13 protein-coding genes are annotated in these 15,910 nt (G+C 64.6%); all 13 read left to right on the top strand.

The genetic code is table 11. The features are described 5' to 3' along the window. The first annotated feature begins 5 nt into the window (after nt 1–5). Complete coding sequence (locus SOM18_RS02035) at nt 6–992, top strand: head maturation protease, ClpP-related (RefSeq protein ID WP_197975281.1); 987 nt, start codon at nt 6–8, stop codon at nt 990–992. 25 nt (nt 993–1,017) lie between these two features. Beyond that, nucleotides 1,018–2,373: a phage major capsid protein gene (locus tag SOM18_RS02030; RefSeq protein ID WP_249403369.1), complete on the top strand. Its 1,356-nt coding sequence runs from the start codon at nt 1,018–1,020 to the stop codon at nt 2,371–2,373. Nucleotides 2,374–2,459: 86 nt separating this feature from the next. After that, the gene (locus SOM18_RS02025) at nt 2,460–2,693 is read left to right on the top strand and encodes a hypothetical protein (RefSeq protein WP_056681174.1); all 234 of its coding nucleotides are present in this window, start codon (nt 2,460–2,462) and stop codon (nt 2,691–2,693) included. Nucleotides 2,694–2,754: 61 nt separating this feature from the next. Further along, entirely contained in the window at nt 2,755–3,288 is a 534-nt protein-coding gene (locus SOM18_RS02020; RefSeq protein WP_320481211.1) for a phage gp6-like head-tail connector protein, read from the top strand. Beyond that, on the top strand, nt 3,285–3,653 hold the full coding sequence (locus tag SOM18_RS02015) for a head-tail adaptor protein (RefSeq protein ID WP_320481210.1): 369 nt from the start codon (nt 3,285–3,287) through the stop codon (nt 3,651–3,653). The genes SOM18_RS02020 and SOM18_RS02015 overlap by 4 nt, the downstream gene beginning before the upstream one ends. Then, the gene (locus SOM18_RS02010; RefSeq protein ID WP_320481209.1) at nt 3,653–4,183 is read left to right on the top strand and encodes an HK97 gp10 family phage protein; all 531 of its coding nucleotides are present in this window, start codon (nt 3,653–3,655) and stop codon (nt 4,181–4,183) included. The genes SOM18_RS02015 and SOM18_RS02010 overlap by 1 nt, the downstream gene beginning before the upstream one ends. Further along, a complete protein-coding gene (locus SOM18_RS02005; RefSeq protein WP_320481208.1) occupies nt 4,180–4,581 on the top strand; it encodes a hypothetical protein in 402 nt (133 codons plus the stop codon). Before SOM18_RS02010 ends, SOM18_RS02005 begins: the two co-directional genes overlap by 4 nt. Nucleotides 4,582–4,598: 17 nt before the next feature. Further along, nucleotides 4,599–4,790 carry a hypothetical protein gene (locus tag SOM18_RS02000; protein ID WP_320481207.1) on the top strand — a complete coding sequence of 64 codons (192 nt, stop codon included), beginning with the start codon at nt 4,599–4,601 and terminating at the stop codon, nt 4,788–4,790. A 71-nt stretch (nt 4,791–4,861) separates the two neighbouring features. Then, on the top strand, nt 4,862–5,317 hold the full coding sequence (locus SOM18_RS01995) for a hypothetical protein (RefSeq protein ID WP_320481206.1): 456 nt from the start codon (nt 4,862–4,864) through the stop codon (nt 5,315–5,317). A gap of 109 nt (nt 5,318–5,426) precedes the next feature. After that, the gene (locus SOM18_RS01990) at nt 5,427–5,867 is read left to right on the top strand and encodes a hypothetical protein (RefSeq protein WP_320481205.1); all 441 of its coding nucleotides are present in this window, start codon (nt 5,427–5,429) and stop codon (nt 5,865–5,867) included. A 116-nt stretch (nt 5,868–5,983) separates the two neighbouring features. Beyond that, nucleotides 5,984–6,304 carry a phage tail assembly chaperone gene (locus tag SOM18_RS01985; RefSeq protein ID WP_320481204.1) on the top strand — a complete coding sequence of 107 codons (321 nt, stop codon included), beginning with the start codon at nt 5,984–5,986 and terminating at the stop codon, nt 6,302–6,304. 19 nt (nt 6,305–6,323) lie between these two features. Beyond that, the gene (locus SOM18_RS01980) at nt 6,324–11,687 is read left to right on the top strand and encodes a hypothetical protein (protein WP_320481203.1); all 5,364 of its coding nucleotides are present in this window, start codon (nt 6,324–6,326) and stop codon (nt 11,685–11,687) included. Next, a complete protein-coding gene (locus tag SOM18_RS01975) occupies nt 11,684–15,901 on the top strand; it encodes a hypothetical protein (RefSeq protein ID WP_320481202.1) in 4,218 nt (1,405 codons plus the stop codon). Before SOM18_RS01980 ends, SOM18_RS01975 begins: the two co-directional genes overlap by 4 nt. The last annotated feature ends 9 nt before the right edge of the window (nt 15,902–15,910 follow it).

Genomic DNA, 15,910 nt, shown 5'->3' with positions numbered 1-15,910 from the left:
CAACCATGACCGACGAGCATAAAGCGCCGGGCAAGCCGCGTGCGGTACTGACCCTCAATGGCCGCCCTCTGCCGGGCAAGCCGGTGATCGCCACCCCAGGCACACCGATGCCGCGTGCCATATCGAGCGTGAACGGCAAGGATCGCCCTAGCGCCCTCCCCATGCCTGCCGATCGATCGGTATCAGCATTGGCGCGACCAAACATTTTGGAAAAGTGGTCTGCCGATGCAGCAGGCATTCGCGCGGTCGAGAGCGGTGACAATGTCATCACCATGTTCGGCGCCATCGGCGAAGATTATTGGTCTGGCGGGGGCATCACCGCAAAAACGGTGACGGCTCAGTTGCGTGCAATCGGTGACCGCCCCGTTGAGATTCAGATCAATTCGCCAGGCGGTGACATGTTCGAGGGGATCGCGATCTACAACGTCCTGCGCGAACATGACCAGCCGGTGACGATCAAGATCATGGGCATGGCCGCGTCGGCTGCGTCGGTCATCGCAATGGCAGGTGACACGGTCGAAATCGGTGCGGCGTCGTTCCTCATGATCCACAATTGCTGGGTCGTAGCTGTCGGCAATCGCCATGACATGGCCGAGACCGCGACGTATCTGGCACCATTCGATCAAGCGATGGCCGACGTTTACGCGCAGCGCAGCGGGCGGACCGCGGCCGAATGCGCGAAGTGGATGGACGATGAGACGTACATGTCTGGGTCCGTCGCGATCGAGCGGGGCTTCGCGGATACGCTTCTAACGGCCGACAAGACGACGCGAGACGAGCAGGCGAAGGCCTCCGACCGCGAGCGTACCGCGATCACCGCGCTTGAACTGAAGCTCGTCGCCGGCGGCGATACGAGATCTCAAGCGCGCGATCACATCACCAAGATCAAGGGCACGCCAGGCGCTGCCCCTGTAGCCGACACGCCAGGCGCTGGCGGCGAGACCGAGTTGACCGGCCTGCTGGCGGGTCTGCTCACCACCATCAAGAGCTAGGAGCTCCACCATGAAGAGAATGAACATGGCCGCCCTCGTGGCGGTGGCGACGGTGCTCGCCCACCCGTTCCGCACCCTCGCGGCGGCAGCAAGCACCAAGCCGGAACCGAAGCTGCGGCTTACGGCTCCTACCCTGCCCGCTATGCCGCGCGCGATCGCGGGCACGGTTCGCGCTGACGGGTCCGATCCCGCCACGCTCATCCGTGCGCTGAATGGCGCATTCGACGAGTTCAAGACGACGCATGCTCGCGAGATCGAAGAGATCAAGGCCGGCAAGACGGACGTCCTGACCAAGGACAAGCTCGACGCCATCAACGCCACCCTCACGGAGCTGCAGACTGCTGTCGATGATCAGGCAAGGATCAACGCGGCCGCGAAGCTGGGTGACGGCGCGATCATCGGCGATATCAAGGCCGATCCGGACTATACCAAGGCGTTCAAGGCGCACATGCGCCGGGGCGATAACGCCTCGGCCGAGGTGCGGGCGGCAATGCAGAAGGGCACCGACACCGACGGCGGCTATCTGGCGCCGATCGAATGGGATCGCACGATCGGCGAAAAGTTGAAGAAGATCAGCCCGATGCGTGCGGAAAGCCGTGTCATCACGATCAGCGTCGCCGGGTTCAAGAAGTACTTCTCTGACCGCAACGTCGGATCGGGTTGGGTCGGTGAAACGGCAAGCCGCCCTGCGACCACGACCCCGCAGATCGGCGTGCTCGACTTCGTGCCGGGCGAACTCTACGCCAATCCGGCAATTTCCCAGCAGCTGCTGGACGACGCCGCGATCGACCTTGAGGAGTGGCTGGGTCAGGAAGTCGATACCGAATTCTCCCGCCAGGAGGGCATCGGGTTCCTGTCCGGCGACGGGGCGAACAAGCCCTACGGCATCCTCACCTACGTCACGGGTGCCGCAAATGCGGCTCGTCATCCATACGGTGCGATCAAGGCCGTCAACAGCGGCGACGCAGGAAAGCTGACCGGCGATGGCTTTGTCGATCTGATGTACGACCTCCCCAGCGAGTTCGCCGGGAACGCCAAGCTGTACATCAATCGCCAGAGCCTCGGCGCTGCGCGTAAGCTGAAGGACGGTCAGGGCAACTTCCTGTGGCAGCCGTCATATGCTCTCGGCCAGCCGCAGACGCTGAACGGTGCGCCGATCGTCGAAATGCCAGACATGCCGACCGCGGGCGCCGGGAATGTTGCCGCACTCTACGGCGACATGGAGGCCACCTACCTGGTCGTCGATCGGATCGGCATCCGCGTGTTGCGCGATCCGTATTCGAACAAGCCGTTCGTGCACTTCTACACGACCAAGCGCGTGGGCGGCGGGGTGCACAACCCTGAGCCGATGCGGGCGCTCAAGATCGCTGTGAACGCATAACTACCCGCCGGGCCGGCCTAGCGCTGGCCCGGTTCTTCGAAGCCGCGCGGCAAGACCCACGGTTTCGGCGAACCAGGAGAAGACCTATGGACACGAAGACCGCCAAGAACGCCAGCAACGGCATTGCCCCGGCAACCGATATCGACACCGCTGGCGCACCGCAGCAGATCGTACCCGACGTTGATATGGACCATCCGGCCGTCGACAACGATCCCCGTGCCGGCACCACGGTCGAGCAGAACCGCATCGACTTCAACGACCCAACGCTCGAAGGTCACGAGGCCGTCGAGCGCAATCTCCAGGTCGCTGCAAAGGCCTGATTTAGGGTGGCGCTGGACTCCTTTGTCCGGCGCCACGCTTTCCAGTGAATCGAGGTGCCTCATGGCTATTCCCGTGACCTTGCAGGACGCCCGCCGCCAGATCCAACTGGATGAGAACGACGAATCCCAGGATGCTGACCTCGTCCAGTTCATCGACGACGCCGCAGCGTGGGTTGAGGAATATACCGGTCACATTCTTGTGGCGCGTGACGTAACCGAGTCGTTCTGCGGCTTCGGGGCGGTTAGGCTTCGAGCGTGGCCGATCAACGCGTCCGCTGTTCCCGGCGTTGCTTACGTCGACGCTGCTGGAGCACCCGTTGCGATCGTAGGCGCGCGGCTCGATCTCAGTTCCCGACCTGCCCGCGTATTACCGCCGGCTGGACCGTTCTATTCATTCTGCGACGCTCAGCAGGCTTTCACTGTGACAATCCGTGCGGGGTATGAGGCGGGTGACGCCGCTCCGGGCAACTTCCGTCGCGCCATGCTAATCCTGATCAGCGCGTACGACTCCGATCGCGAAGGCGGCGAGGTGTTTCAAAAAGCCGAAGCGTCTGCACGGCGGCTGTGCGGCAGACTTCGGGCACGCAGCCTGTGACGGTCGGTAAGGGCAAGGCCAGCCGATACAATCGCCGGATCCAGATCGAACGCCCGGTCACGGATAGCTCTCTGATCGGCGCCGGGTCTGGCAGCTGGGAAGCTGTTGGCTCGCCAATCGCCGCCAGCGTGGTCGATGTCCTTCCGAGCCGTGCAGAACGTCTGGCGGACGGCATCAACGTGGCAACGCGTCCGGCCAAAGTTCGCATGCGGTTCCGTACCGATGTCACGCCGAGCATGCGCTTCGTCATGACCAAGCCATTCCCGCGCGTGATGCAGATCATCGCTGGGCCAGCTGAAGTCGGCGTTCGGGACGAAGTCGAGTTCATGGTCGAGGATTACACCTCAGCGGGCAATTCGGCCTGATGCCGACCGTGAAAGGCCAGGCAGAGGTGCAGCGCTTCCTTGCGACCCTTCCGACGCAGATTGAGGCCAAGCTGCTTCGCGGTGTGGCGCGGGCCGGCGGCAAGGTGTTGCTCGATGAGACGAAGAGCCGTTCACCAGCCGAGGAAATAACCGAGGCTTTGGCGCTGAGCACGAGGAGCGAACCCGGCCGGATTGTGGTCAAGGTCAGCGTCAAAGGCCAGTGGCCGCGGTCACTAGCAACCTGGGCAGAGTACGGCACAGACCCGCATTTTATCACGGTCGACGACAGCCAACGAGAGGGCAAAAGTGTCCGCCGCATCAATGAGACCGGCGGCGGGTCGTTGCGAATTGGCGGCAGCTTTGTCGGCAAGACCGTCCACCACCCTGGCGCCAAAGCCAACCCGTTCATGCGCCCCTCGCTTGATCTCAGCGCCGCAGCCGCTCGTGCCGCGATGCAGACCTACGTCAATGCCCGCGTCACCCGCGGCGGCATCATCGGCAGCGACGAACCGGAAGGGACCGACGAATGAGCGGTGTCGAGATCGTCGGTGACCTGCTGCGCGCATACGAGCCGCTGACCGAGCTGGTGGATCCAGCAAGCATCAAGGCCGGCAAGCTTCCCGATAACGTGGTGCTGCCCGCCATTCTGATCCGCAGCGTGACCTTGGTCGATCGGCAGCGCCTGAAGCGGGAGCCGCTCGTCCGTTCCGTCGAGCGCGTGTCCGTGGCGGTGCGGGCGGCGAACTATCGAGATCAGAAGGCCGCAATCAAGCTCATCCGGCGATGCTGCCGGGACGTGATCGGCGATCTTTCGGGCTGTTTTTGTGTCTCGATCCTCACCGCTGGCACCGGCCCTGATGTCGGCGGTCCGGCGAACAGCTTCGAGCAGACCCAAGACTTCCGCGTCAGCTTCGACGCGGCAGCGTGAGAGAAAAGGAACCTACCATGTCCGACACCAAGCCCAAGACGATCCGCGCAAAGGCAACCCGTGATTTCACCGACGCCGGCACCGAGCGGCACTTCGACGCCGGCAAGGCGCACGATTTCACCGAGGGCGAGTTCGTCAACTTTGCAGCCGCTGGGCTGGTCGAGGCCGTCGACAGTGCCGCTGACCCGAAGGCCAAGACCGCCGCCTAACCCGCGTGCCCGCCGCCCGGCGGGCGCCACCCCGCCGGCCCTGCCGGTATTAAATCACGAGGATCATCACCATGGGTTCACAGACCGCCGCATGCTCGTCGCTTGCGATCTCCGTTACGTCGCCGGCGACTGCCGACGCCACCGGTTACGCCGCCCTGACCTTCACCGACGTCGGCCAGGTCGAAAAGCTCGGTTCGATCGGCGCCAGCTTCGCCAAGGTCGAATTCCAGCCGCTCAAGGGTGCCAAGCAGAAGTTCAAGGGCTCGGCCGACTATGGCGCGCTGCAGCCGTCGATGGCGCTCGACAGCTCCGACGCCGGCCAGGCGATCATGCAGACGTCGGCCGATGACGAGAGCCAGAAGCTCTATTCCTTCCGCGTGACCTATCCGGACGGTGCCAAGCGCTACTTCGGTGGCCGCAACTTCGGCATGCCGGAGACCGCCGACGGTGCCGACAGCATGCTGACCGGCGCTCCGACGATCGAGATCTGCACCAAGATCGTCAAGGTCGCTGCGCCGACCACCTGACCCCTTCCCTACCCGGCGCCCGCGACGCCGGTCCTTATGCGCCAGCTCGGCCCGTCGTCGCGGGTCGCGAGCCGGGTTGGCGCACCATCCTCCCGCGAAGGACTATTTCATGACCAAGCTGCTCAATATCGCCTCGCTCGCCGTCGCTGCCACCGCCGCCCTGCACGTCAAGGGCCCCACCGGCGAGCCGCTCTACGCCGACGAAGCAGGCAAGCTCCCCGTCCGCATCCATCTTCACGGCCCCGGCAGCCGCGCTTATGGCGCCGTCGAATCCCGCCAGTCCGCGCGCGCGCTGAAGCGCATGCAGGACAATGATGGCAAGATCACCGCGGCGACCCAGGAAGAGCGCATCGCCGAGACGGCCGAAGACCTCGCCGCGATCACTGTGTCGTTCGAGAACTTCGACTATCAGCCCGAGGGGGCCAGTCTCAGCGGGCAGGACATGTTCCGCGCCGCATACGCCGATCAGGGCATCGGCTACATCACTCGTCAGGTGACGAAGTTTGTCGCCGACTGGGGAAACTTCAAGGCCGCCTCGAAAGCGGCCTGACCCTCTATATTCGGCATATGGCGTGGCTTCAGGCCACGCCAAAGCCGGACCCTCGATCACGGCGAGCCAAGTTCGTAGAAGACTCGCCTGCTCCCCGGCTAAGCCGGATCGAGAAGATGAAGCGCGACAAGATCGTGCCGCCTATGCCGCCCAACCCTGCGCCGCATATCACCGACCGGCTGATCGAAATCGGCCTGACCCAAGCGGCCGGCATGGGCGCCGTGCCGCTATCGTGGATCGAGATCAACGCGTGGTGCGAACGTACCGCCGTTGACCTTGAGCCATGGGAAGCGCGGCTAATCCGCCGCCTCTCTGCTGCCTACCTCGCCGAAAGCCACAAGGCCGACGTCGAAACCTGCCCGCCCCCGTGGCGAACAGAGGTGACCCCGCGCGAGCGCGAGATCGAAGAAGCCAAGCTCCGCGCCGTGCTGGGCTGACCCTCGAAAGGAGGCCGCGATGTTTGATGACGACGGCGCGGCCGCCCTAGAGGTTGGTTTCATCCTCAATACCGAAGGTGCGTTCGCCGAGCTGCTGCGCTTCGGCCAGATGTTCAGCTCCGAGACGCAAGACTTCATCCGCAACTCCGCGCGCATCGAGGCGGCTGCGGGTGGGATCAAGCTTGCCGGCGCCACCAGCGCAGTCGCCAATTTCGGCGCCGCGGCAACCCGCGAGGGTGCCAACTCAGCGCGCGAGTTCGCCCGCGTCGAGAAGGCCGGTGAGGCAATGGCGCGCCAGCTCGAGCGTCAAAACAGCGTGTTTGGCAAAACTCGCGAGGAGGTCCGTAGTGCTACGGCCGAATTCAGAGCGTTCGAAGCGCAACAGCTTGGCCTGACCGAGCTTGCCGGGCGGATCCGCAGCGAAGAGCTAGCCTTGGTCACGGCGACCAACCAGGCTGCGGCAGCTGCAGATGCTCAAGCGGAGGCCCTGCGGCAAGCTGCCTATGCTCACCAGATGTTCGAGGCCCGCGTGAAGGCTGGTGCCGTGGCGCTGCGCGAGGAAGAGACAGCGAGCCTTGCCGCGGCTGCTGCGCTTGATGCGCAGGCCCGCCGTCAGGCTGCGCTCGCCAGCGCGATGTTCGAAGCCCGCGCGAAGCAAGGCATGCGCGACTATAACGAGCAGCAGGCAGCGGCAGAGATCACACAGCGTGAAGCCAATGCGGCCGCCATGCGCCTCGAGGGGCTGGCCGCTGAGCAGTTGGCGCGCGAGCATGGTCAGCTGGCGTCGGCCGTGCGTGCGTCGCATGATGCCCAGGCTGCCGATGCAGCCGCGGCCGAGCAGCTACGCATGTCGACTGACCCCCTTTACGCGGCGACCAAGAAGCTCAATGCCGAGATCGCGGAATCGACGCGACTCTATCACGCCGGGGCAACCGCGCCGGCTGAATATGCGCGCCAGCAGGAAGTGCTGACTGGTCGCCTGCGCCAAAGCGCGCAGGCGCAAGACGACATGGACCGCGTCGCTCGCAAGGGCAAGGGCACCCTGACGCAGCTGTCGTTCCAGCTCAACGACGTCGCCACTATGGCGGCGATGGGCGCGGCGCCGTTCCAGATCTTCGCCAGCCAAGCGGGCCAGATTTTTCAGGTCGCGCAGATGGCCGAGGGCGGCGTGAAGGGCTTCGCAGCCGAGATGGGCGGACTCGCCGTCGCGTTCCTCCCCGCGATTGCGGTCGCGTCCGTCGCCGGCGTCGCGCTCTACCGGTGGAAGGAGCAGATCAACGAAGACGCGGGCATGAAGAAGTTCGCCGACGGCCTCGGGCTGACGTCCAAGGAGATGAAGAAGCTCGGCGATCAGTCGATCACGACCGGCGACATGGTTGCCGGCGTCTGGAAGACCATCACCGACGGGCTCGACCTGGGCGGGTCGGGCAAATCGCTTATGGACTATCTGTTCTCACCGAACGACGCACAGCAGGTGCAGGGCTTCCTGGCGTCGATCTATGGCACGTTCACCGGCACCTATGCGGCAATCGTCGAGCTGTGGAGCAGCATCTCGACGTCGGTGACGGCGAATGTGTCGGCAGCGGCCGCGGCCGTTGCGCAGTTCTTCGCCCCCGTCGTCGCTGCGGCCCAGTGGGCAGGCAACGGCATCTCGCAGATCTTCAACGCCATCTACAACCGCGTCGCCGGCTGGCTAAAGTCGATCGGCGGGGCAATCAGCGACTTCGCCGGCCCCATCCTGAAGGCCATGGGCCAGAGCGATGCCGCCACGGCCGTGACCAGCGCCGGTAGCAGCCTGGGCAAGGCGTTCGGCAAGGGTTACGCGCAGGGCGCCGGGCAGGTCGTCAACGGGACGAACACGTTCTTCGCCACGGCTGCCGAAAACATCGTCAGCAAGTCGCAAGAGCGGCTGCTTAAGAAGGCCAACGAGATCAAGGCCAACCGGACGCCAAAAGCGCCGCCCAAGCCGAAGGTCGACCGTCATGCGGAAGGGCTAGTACGCGACGCCGAGGCGATCGAGGCACAGATCCGCAACCTCTACGACCTGGCGAAAGCCTACGGCGTGTCGGGTGCCGCAGCGCTGATCGCCGAGGCTCGTGTGAAGGCCGAAAGCAAGGCGATCAAGCAGCAGGCCGATATTACCGCAGCGGTATCGCGCCAAGTACAGCTTGCAATTGCGCAACGTGTTTCCGATGCAGCCAAGTCCACGGCGGGCATGCGCGACCAGATCACTGCGCAGCAGCAGGTCAACGCGGCCGTGGCAGCTGGTCTCGTGCCGGCCGAACGCGCCAATGACCTCATCGCCGCCCAGATCGCCGACTTGCCGCTGCTCGCCGCGGTTCAGGCCGCGCAGCAGCTTGGGCTTACCGATGCAGCCGCGCGCGCAACGAAGGCGCTCGAGGATCAGCAGGCCGCACGAAAGGCGCTTAAGGACACGGAAGAGGTCGGCCGGTTCAACACCGACATGATCGATGGCCGGAAGCAGCTTGCCACGCTGGCCGAAGAGCTTCGGCTGGTCGGTGCGACCAATAACGAGCGCGAGATCGGCTTGGCGACGCTCAAGGCGACGCAGGAAGCTGAGGCCCGGTTTACCGACCCCACTCGCCGCGCCGCGTACATCGCCCAGCAGGTCGAGATCGCGAAGGGGCATCAGGCCGTCACTAACGCCAGCGACGCGCTCAACGCGTCGCTCAGCGCCACTGCCGACCTGTTCGACACGATCGACCAGACTGCGCAGCGTGCCGCGCAGGGCATGGCGGATGCTTTCGGCAGCGTCGGTACGGCGATCGGCGATGCCACGACGATCATGACCTCCTACTATGCGGACCAGGCGAGTCTGCAGCAGGCTCACGATGCTGCCATCAAGGAAGCGGGCACCGATCAAAACCGCATCGCCCGCGAGAGCCAGCTATTCGCGATGCGTACCGCCTCGGCGCAGTCCGCCGCTTATGGTGATATGGCAGCCGCAGCGAAGGGCTTTTTCAAGGAAGGTACCGCTGGCTACAAGGCCATGGCTACTGCCGAGAAGGTCTTCCGCGCGATAGAATTCGCGATGGCGGTAAAGAACGCCGCGGTGCAGCTTGGCCTGATCGGCGGCGTCACGACGGCGCGCACCGTCGCTGCCGCAACCGGCGTCGCGACCGACACCGCCTTCACCGCGACCAGCGTCGTGAATGCCGGGATGCGCGCCGCAGCGGACGGTACCGCTGCGATGGCGAAGACTGCGTCATCCTCGCCATTCCCGTTCAATCTCGCCGGCATGGCTGTGATGGCCGCTGCGCTTGCGTCGCTCGGCATCTTCACCGGCTTTTTCGGTGGCGGTGGCGGCAAGAACACGCTCGCCAAGGCGAACGACGGCACCGGTACCGTGCTCGGGGATACCAGCGCGCAGTCGGAAAGCCTCAAGCGATCGATGGATGCGTTGAAGGAGGTCGATACCTTGACCAACACCTACGCGCGCCAGATGGCGGCATCCCTCAAGTCGATCGACAGCCAGATCGGCAACGTCGCGGCGCTGGTCGTTCGTGCTGGCGACGTCAACGCTTCGGCTGGCGTGAAGGAAGGCTTCGCTTCCGACAGCACTGGCAAGCTGTTGTCCGGCATCGTGACCGGCGGTGGGCTGTTTAGCAAGATCCCGGTGGTCGGCAGCATCATCGGCGCCGTCGGCAGCCTGATCGGTTCGCTGTTCGGGTCGAAGACGACGGTCGTGGGCAGCGGCCTCTACGGCAAGGATCAGCAGCTCGGCAGCGTCTTGGGCGGCGGCTTCGATGCGTCCTATTATTCGGACGTCGAGAAGAAGAAGAAGTTCCTCGGGATCAGCACCGGCACGTCCTACTCGACGAAATATACCGGCGCGGACGCTGGCCTTGAAAACCAGTTCACGCTGATCCTCAAGCAGTTCAACGACGCGATCGCCGCGTCCGCGGGACCGCTCGGCATCGCCACCGGTGACGTGCAGGCCCGCCTCAACAGCTTCGTCGTCAGCATCGGGAAGATCGATCTCAAGGACCTCACCGGCGAGCAGATCCAGGAGAAGCTGACCGCGGTGTTTGGTGCTGCCGCTGACAAGATGGCGGCGACTGCAATCCCGGGTCTCGAGCGCTTTCAGAAAGTAGGAGAAGGCGCTTTCGAGACGCTAGTCCGCGTCGCGTCGACGGTCGAAGCGGTCGGCACTGCGCTGGATCTGCTCGGCACTGCCACTCGCGGTTTCAGCATCGACGCCAAGCTTGCACTGGCCGACCAGTTCGACAGCGTCAGCGACCTGACCAGCGCCGCGAGCGCTTATTTCGAGGCGTTTTACAGCAAGGAAGAGCAGGCCGCCGCCAAGACGGCGCAGTTCGCCAAGGTGTTCGACAGCCTCGGCATGGCGATGCCGGCAAGCCTCGCTGGTTTCCGCGAGCTCGTCGAGGCGCAGGATCTTAACACCGCCGCGGGGCAGTCGGCTTATGGCACGCTGCTCAAGCTGGCGCCGGCATTCGCCGACCTGCAGTCCGCGATGGAGGGCGCCCGGAGCGCGGCAGATATTGCAGCCGAACGCCAGGACCTCGAGCGCAAGCTGCTCGAATTGAAGGGCGACACCGCGACGCTCCGTGCCCTCGACCTTGCCAAGCTCGACGTCAGCAACCGCGCCTTGCAGCAGCAGATCTGGGCGATCCAGGATGCCCAGGAAGCGGCCAAGGCTGCCGAGGCGCTACGCGACGCTTGGACCTCGGTCGGTGACGGCCTCATGGACGAGGTGAAGCGCATTCGCGGGTTGACCGACGCGGGCAATGGCAATGGCTTTGCCGCCCTGCAGGGGCAGTTCAACACGGCGACCAGCGCCGCGCGCAGCGGTGATCAAGATGCGGCGAAGAGTTTGCCGGCGCTCAGCCAGGCGCTGCTCACCGCAGCTGGGGAACAGGCGACCAGCCGGCAGGAACTGGAACGCGTGCGCGCCATGACCGCCGCCAGCCTCGAGGCGACCTATGGCGTGATCAGCGCGCTCGGCAACGGCACCACCGCGCCGACCGCCGAGCAGATGACCAGCCGACAGGAGCTCGACCGCGTGCAGGCGATGAATGACGCCAGCCGTCAGGCTGCCTATGGCGTCGTTAGCGCGCTGGCGGGCGGCACCGCCGCGTCGGGCAGCGCCGCCACTTCGATCGACACGATGATCACGGCCGCGGACGCCGTTACCGGCAAGGCACCGGCCCCGGCCAACGATGATTTCGCAGGCGAGATCGCAGCGCTTCGGGAAGAGCTGGCGGGGCTTCGCCGAGACAGCAATTCCACTCAGGCTGAGATCGCGCGTAACACGCGGGGGACCAACCAGAGGCTGGACGAGATCACGGCCGACCACGCTGGCCAGGCCATCAGCGTCGGCAGTGCGAGCGCCGCCCGATGAAGGTCGTCACCGCCGCAGGCGCAATTGAGCTCGGAACCGTCGAGACGGCGCCGACGATCGGCGTCATCGACTACAGTCGCCGGGTTACCGACGAGTTCGGGGTCACCACTGTTGTGCAGCGCGGTTTCGCGCGTCGCATGACCGTGCGTCTCGCCGTACCATTCGACGACGTCGACACTATCCAGCGCCAGCTCGCGGAGCTTCGTGCTACCTCGGCGACGTGGATCGCCGACGATCGCTTCGGCAGCCTATCCGTCCGCGGGTTCTACAAGGAATTCGAGGTCGATCACGCGACCGCGCCGCTCAGCTATTGCACGCTGACGGTCGAGGGGATGACCGGCGAAGGGGCGTTTACGGACGACGGCTCTGATCCGGCCCCAGTTGGTCAGGCATCCAGCCTTCAGCTGCTACAGCCGATCGCGATCACAGACGCCGTCCTGACGTCGAGCAGCGTCGCCGAGGATGACGCCATCGAATGGACGGCAGCTGGCGGCTACGCCTTGGGGCAGCGCGTCATCCGGCGTTCGACGCACCGCGTCTGGGAAAGCCTGCTAGAGCGGAACGTCGGCCATGACCCGGCGACGACGACGGGGGCATGGCTCGACGTCGGACCGACGAACCGCTGGGCGATGTTTGATCAGGCGCTCGGATCCGTCACCACCGACGAAGCACCGATCGTGGTTACGCTGCGCCCCGGCCCCGCGGCGTCTGGCCTTGCGATCCTCGATTGCAACGCTGCGACCGTCCGCGTCCAGGCGCCCGGATATGACCGCACCGTTGCGCCGACGGGCGGATCCGGCGCTGCGCTGTTCCTCGATCTGTCGCTGGCGGCCGGGGCCAGCATCACGGTAACGCTGACACCGTTCGGCAAGGCCGCGACGCGCGTGGTCTGGGACGATGGGTTCGCGTGGGACGATTCGGTAACTTGGCAGGACACGGTTGCTGGCACCGCCACGGCGGAACCGCCAAGCTGGGCCGATGCCGAGGCCGTGAGCGACACCACCGAGTGGCAGGACAGCCGCGGTGGCGATGGCACCGTATTCGTCGGCACCTTGCTGCTCGGCATATTGCGGCCGCTCGGCATCACCGAGGGTTCGGCGACGTCGGGCATCACCGACTATAGCCGGCGCGAGACGGACGAGTTCGGCGAGACCATGATCGTCCCGCGCGCCTGGGCGAAGCGGATGGCGGGCAAGGCGCTGATCCGGACCGATGCGGTCGACCAGGTCGTTGGGCGGATCGCAGCCGTTCGCGCGGTGCCGTCGCTGTGGCTCGGCGACGCCGGTGTCGACAGCCTTATCGTCTACGGCTTCTTCAAGGACTTCAGCGTCGAGGTTGGCGAGACGCTGAGCAAGCTGACGCTTTCAATTGAGGGCTTCAGCGAAGCGAAGACCCCGGCACCACTAACGATCCCTTGGGAGAATGTCAGCGGCACGAAGCCGACCGAGAACGCTGACAACACCGGTGAGAACACGTCGAAGGACACTGGCGCCGTTGCTGGGGTGCCGGCGACGCAGGTCATTGCTGACGCGGCCTCGGTAAAGCAGCGCTCGGATATTCTCGAGAACATCACGATCCCCGCGATCAACAGCGCGGTCGCGGCGGCCAATGCCCTGATCAAGACAGCCGGGGCGAAGGCAGATGCGGCGCTCGCCGACCTGAATGCCAAGCTGCTCTCCGCCGGGATCGCTCTCGATGGGTCATTGGCGAGCGCCGATAGCAAACTCGGAGCGGCACGCGTCGCGGCCGATCTGGCTGTCAGCCGGGCAAATACCCGGATCGATGCGGCAATGACCGACCTCAACGCCGAAGCGAACCGGGCGCAGGGCAAGGACGAGCTGCTCGAACGCCGCATCGACAGCCTGACCGTCGTCACCAACAAGAACGACGGTGAGGTCCGCGCGCTGATCGAGACGGAGCGGCTAGTCCGCACCGACGATGTCCGTGCAATCGCGCGGACCATCGAAAGCGTCATCACCGATTATACCAGCCGGGACAGCACCACCAACACGCGGATTACGACCACGATCACCGCCTTGTCCGCTGCTGACAGGGCGTTGGGTGAGCGGATTGACACCGTCACCACAGAATTCAAAGAAGCAGACTCGGCGACCAGCACGCGGATCACAGACTCAGTCTCTGCGCTGTCCGCTGCTGACGAGGCTATCGGCAAGCGTGTCGATTCCATCGTGGCGGACGTGATCACCAACGACGCTGCTGCCCGCACCGAGATCAGCCGCGTCGAGCTGGCATCGTCAGCCCGCGACACCGCGCTTGGGCAGAGCATCGAAATCGTCGTGACCGATTATACTGGCCGCGACAGCGCAACCAACACGCGCATTACGACTCAGGTCACCGCCTTATCCGCTGCGGACAAGGCCCTTGGTGAGCGGATCGACACGGTCACCGCTGACTACCGGTCTGTTAATACAGCCACCAACACCCGGATCACCGACACGGCGCGCGCCTTTGCGGATGCCGACCAAGCGATCGGGCAGCGCATCTCAGAGGTGCAGAGCAGCTTCGCCCCCGGTGGCGGAAACCTGATCAGCAACACCGACTTCGTCACCACAGACGGGTGGGGCGAAAACCTGGGCATGCCTCGGCCAAATTACGGCGTAAACGCCGCTGGCCCTTCGTACCATCCAGTCGGCGAGAACGTACTTTCGATCTATCAGGCGGGGCGGGCTGGCGGTGCCGACGCGTATGCTGATTGGATATCCGATCCGGTAGCGATCGTCGGCGGATCGTTCGTTCAATTCTCTGCCATGTTCGCCTCACACCGTGCTGACACCCAAGCTTTTCTCGGCTGGGTCGGATCGGACGGTGTCATTTTCGAGTTCGTCAACGGCAACCGCAATACCTCCACCGAGAGGTTCGCAAACGATCCAAACCTGTTCAAGCGGTCAGGCGTGATCGCTGTTCAGGCGCCTTTGCGTGCAGTGGCAGCGCGGTTGCTAATGCGGAAGAATGATACCTATGAGGGTCAGGGCGACAGCTACGCTTGGTTCTGGCGACCGTACATCGGTGGCGCTCGTCAGGGACAAAATGCGTGGAATGATTGGTCGGCAGGTAGCGCGCGGGCGGTACAGACCGCCACGGCTGCTCGCGTTGCAACGAGCATCACAACTCTGACCGACGCCGACAGCGCGATCGGGCGGCGGATCGATACGGTTACCGCCGACTATGTCAGCCGGGACGCCACGACAAACGCTCGCGTCGATCAAACGGTCAGCGCAATTAGTGAGGGTGATCGCGCGCTCGGCATCCGGGTCGACAGTGTCGGGGCCAGCCTAGTGGCCACCGACAGCGCAGTGCGCGCCGAGATCGGTCGGGTCGAGCGTACATCGGTCGATCGAGACACGGCGCTAGGACAGCGCAGCGACACGATTACGGCATCGCTTAACGAAGCCAGCGGCCGGCTTTCGACCGTCGAAACCGCGGTCACCGACGGCAGGTTCGCCACGGCGCGGCGTGTCAGCAACCTCGAAGCGCAGGTGTCCGGTTCCGGTGGCGATCTGACGGCAAAGATCGACGAGCGAGTGACGGCGGTCGTCGATCCCAAGATTGGCGCCGTGACGCAGAGCGTGACGAACCTGCGCAGCGATTACAACGGCACAGCTGCCACGGTGCAGCAGCAAGCCGGCACGCTGGTTGACCTTGCGGGCAAGGCGCGAGCCTATGTCAGGCTAAACGCCGATGCCGGCAATGGATATGCCCAGCTCAGCCTGTTTGCCGACCAATACGGGGGTGCATGGGAGCTCGTCGGCAACGGCCGGATTGCCGGCAATCTTTTCGTCGATGGTACGATCACCACGAGCAAGGTCGCGCCGAACAATATCACCAACACAGTCGCGATCGCCGGCATGAGCGGCGGCGTAAGCCCTGAAGACACGGGTGAAACTGGGCGGGTTTATATCACCAGCACCGGCGGCACGATGAAGGTCGACGTACAGGCCGACGGCACTCGGACTGCTGGCTCCGGCAACATGCGAGCGCAGCTATTTGCGGCATACAACGGAACTGAGCTGGCTCTCTCCCGCGAAGTGGCATTCTCGCCATCAAATACAGCGGTTCCTGTCGGCTTCTTCCAGATCATCCAATTTCCGGCGGGGACAGCCGTGCAGTTTTTCCTTCGCTTCTTCGTCACCACCACAAACACGACGTGGACCTATACCAGTGCCGCAATCGCGGTGACTGAGTTCAAGCGCTAGTCCCGGAGG

Source organism: Sphingomonas sp. CFBP9019 (assembly GCF_034045155.1).
In the GTDB taxonomy this organism is placed as follows: domain Bacteria; phylum Pseudomonadota; class Alphaproteobacteria; order Sphingomonadales; family Sphingomonadaceae; genus Sphingomonas; species Sphingomonas aerolata.
Note: the sequence above shows the minus strand (reverse complement) of the source record. Positions and strands in the feature narration are given on the sequence as shown.

What these genes read in the sequence shown, in the direction of transcription:
- SOM18_RS02035 (WP_197975281.1), top strand. Translation starts at nt 6, where the DNA reads ATGACCGACGAGCATAAAGCGCCGGGCAAGCCGCGTGCGGTACTGACC.
- SOM18_RS02030 (WP_249403369.1), top strand. Translation starts at nt 1,018, where the DNA reads ATGGCCGCCCTCGTGGCGGTGGCGACGGTGCTCGCCCACCCGTTCCGC.
- SOM18_RS02025 (WP_056681174.1), top strand. Translation starts at nt 2,460, where the DNA reads ATGGACACGAAGACCGCCAAGAACGCCAGCAACGGCATTGCCCCGGCA.
- SOM18_RS02020 (WP_320481211.1), top strand. Translation starts at nt 2,755, where the DNA reads ATGGCTATTCCCGTGACCTTGCAGGACGCCCGCCGCCAGATCCAACTG.
- SOM18_RS02010 (WP_320481209.1), top strand. Translation starts at nt 3,653, where the DNA reads ATGCCGACCGTGAAAGGCCAGGCAGAGGTGCAGCGCTTCCTTGCGACC.
- SOM18_RS02005 (WP_320481208.1), top strand. Translation starts at nt 4,180, where the DNA reads ATGAGCGGTGTCGAGATCGTCGGTGACCTGCTGCGCGCATACGAGCCG.
- SOM18_RS02000 (WP_320481207.1), top strand. Translation starts at nt 4,599, where the DNA reads ATGTCCGACACCAAGCCCAAGACGATCCGCGCAAAGGCAACCCGTGAT.
- SOM18_RS01995 (WP_320481206.1), top strand. Translation starts at nt 4,862, where the DNA reads ATGGGTTCACAGACCGCCGCATGCTCGTCGCTTGCGATCTCCGTTACG.
- SOM18_RS01990 (WP_320481205.1), top strand. Translation starts at nt 5,427, where the DNA reads ATGACCAAGCTGCTCAATATCGCCTCGCTCGCCGTCGCTGCCACCGCC.
- SOM18_RS01985 (WP_320481204.1), top strand. Translation starts at nt 5,984, where the DNA reads ATGAAGCGCGACAAGATCGTGCCGCCTATGCCGCCCAACCCTGCGCCG.
- SOM18_RS01980 (WP_320481203.1), top strand. Translation starts at nt 6,324, where the DNA reads ATGTTTGATGACGACGGCGCGGCCGCCCTAGAGGTTGGTTTCATCCTC.
- SOM18_RS01975 (WP_320481202.1), top strand. Translation starts at nt 11,684, where the DNA reads ATGAAGGTCGTCACCGCCGCAGGCGCAATTGAGCTCGGAACCGTCGAG.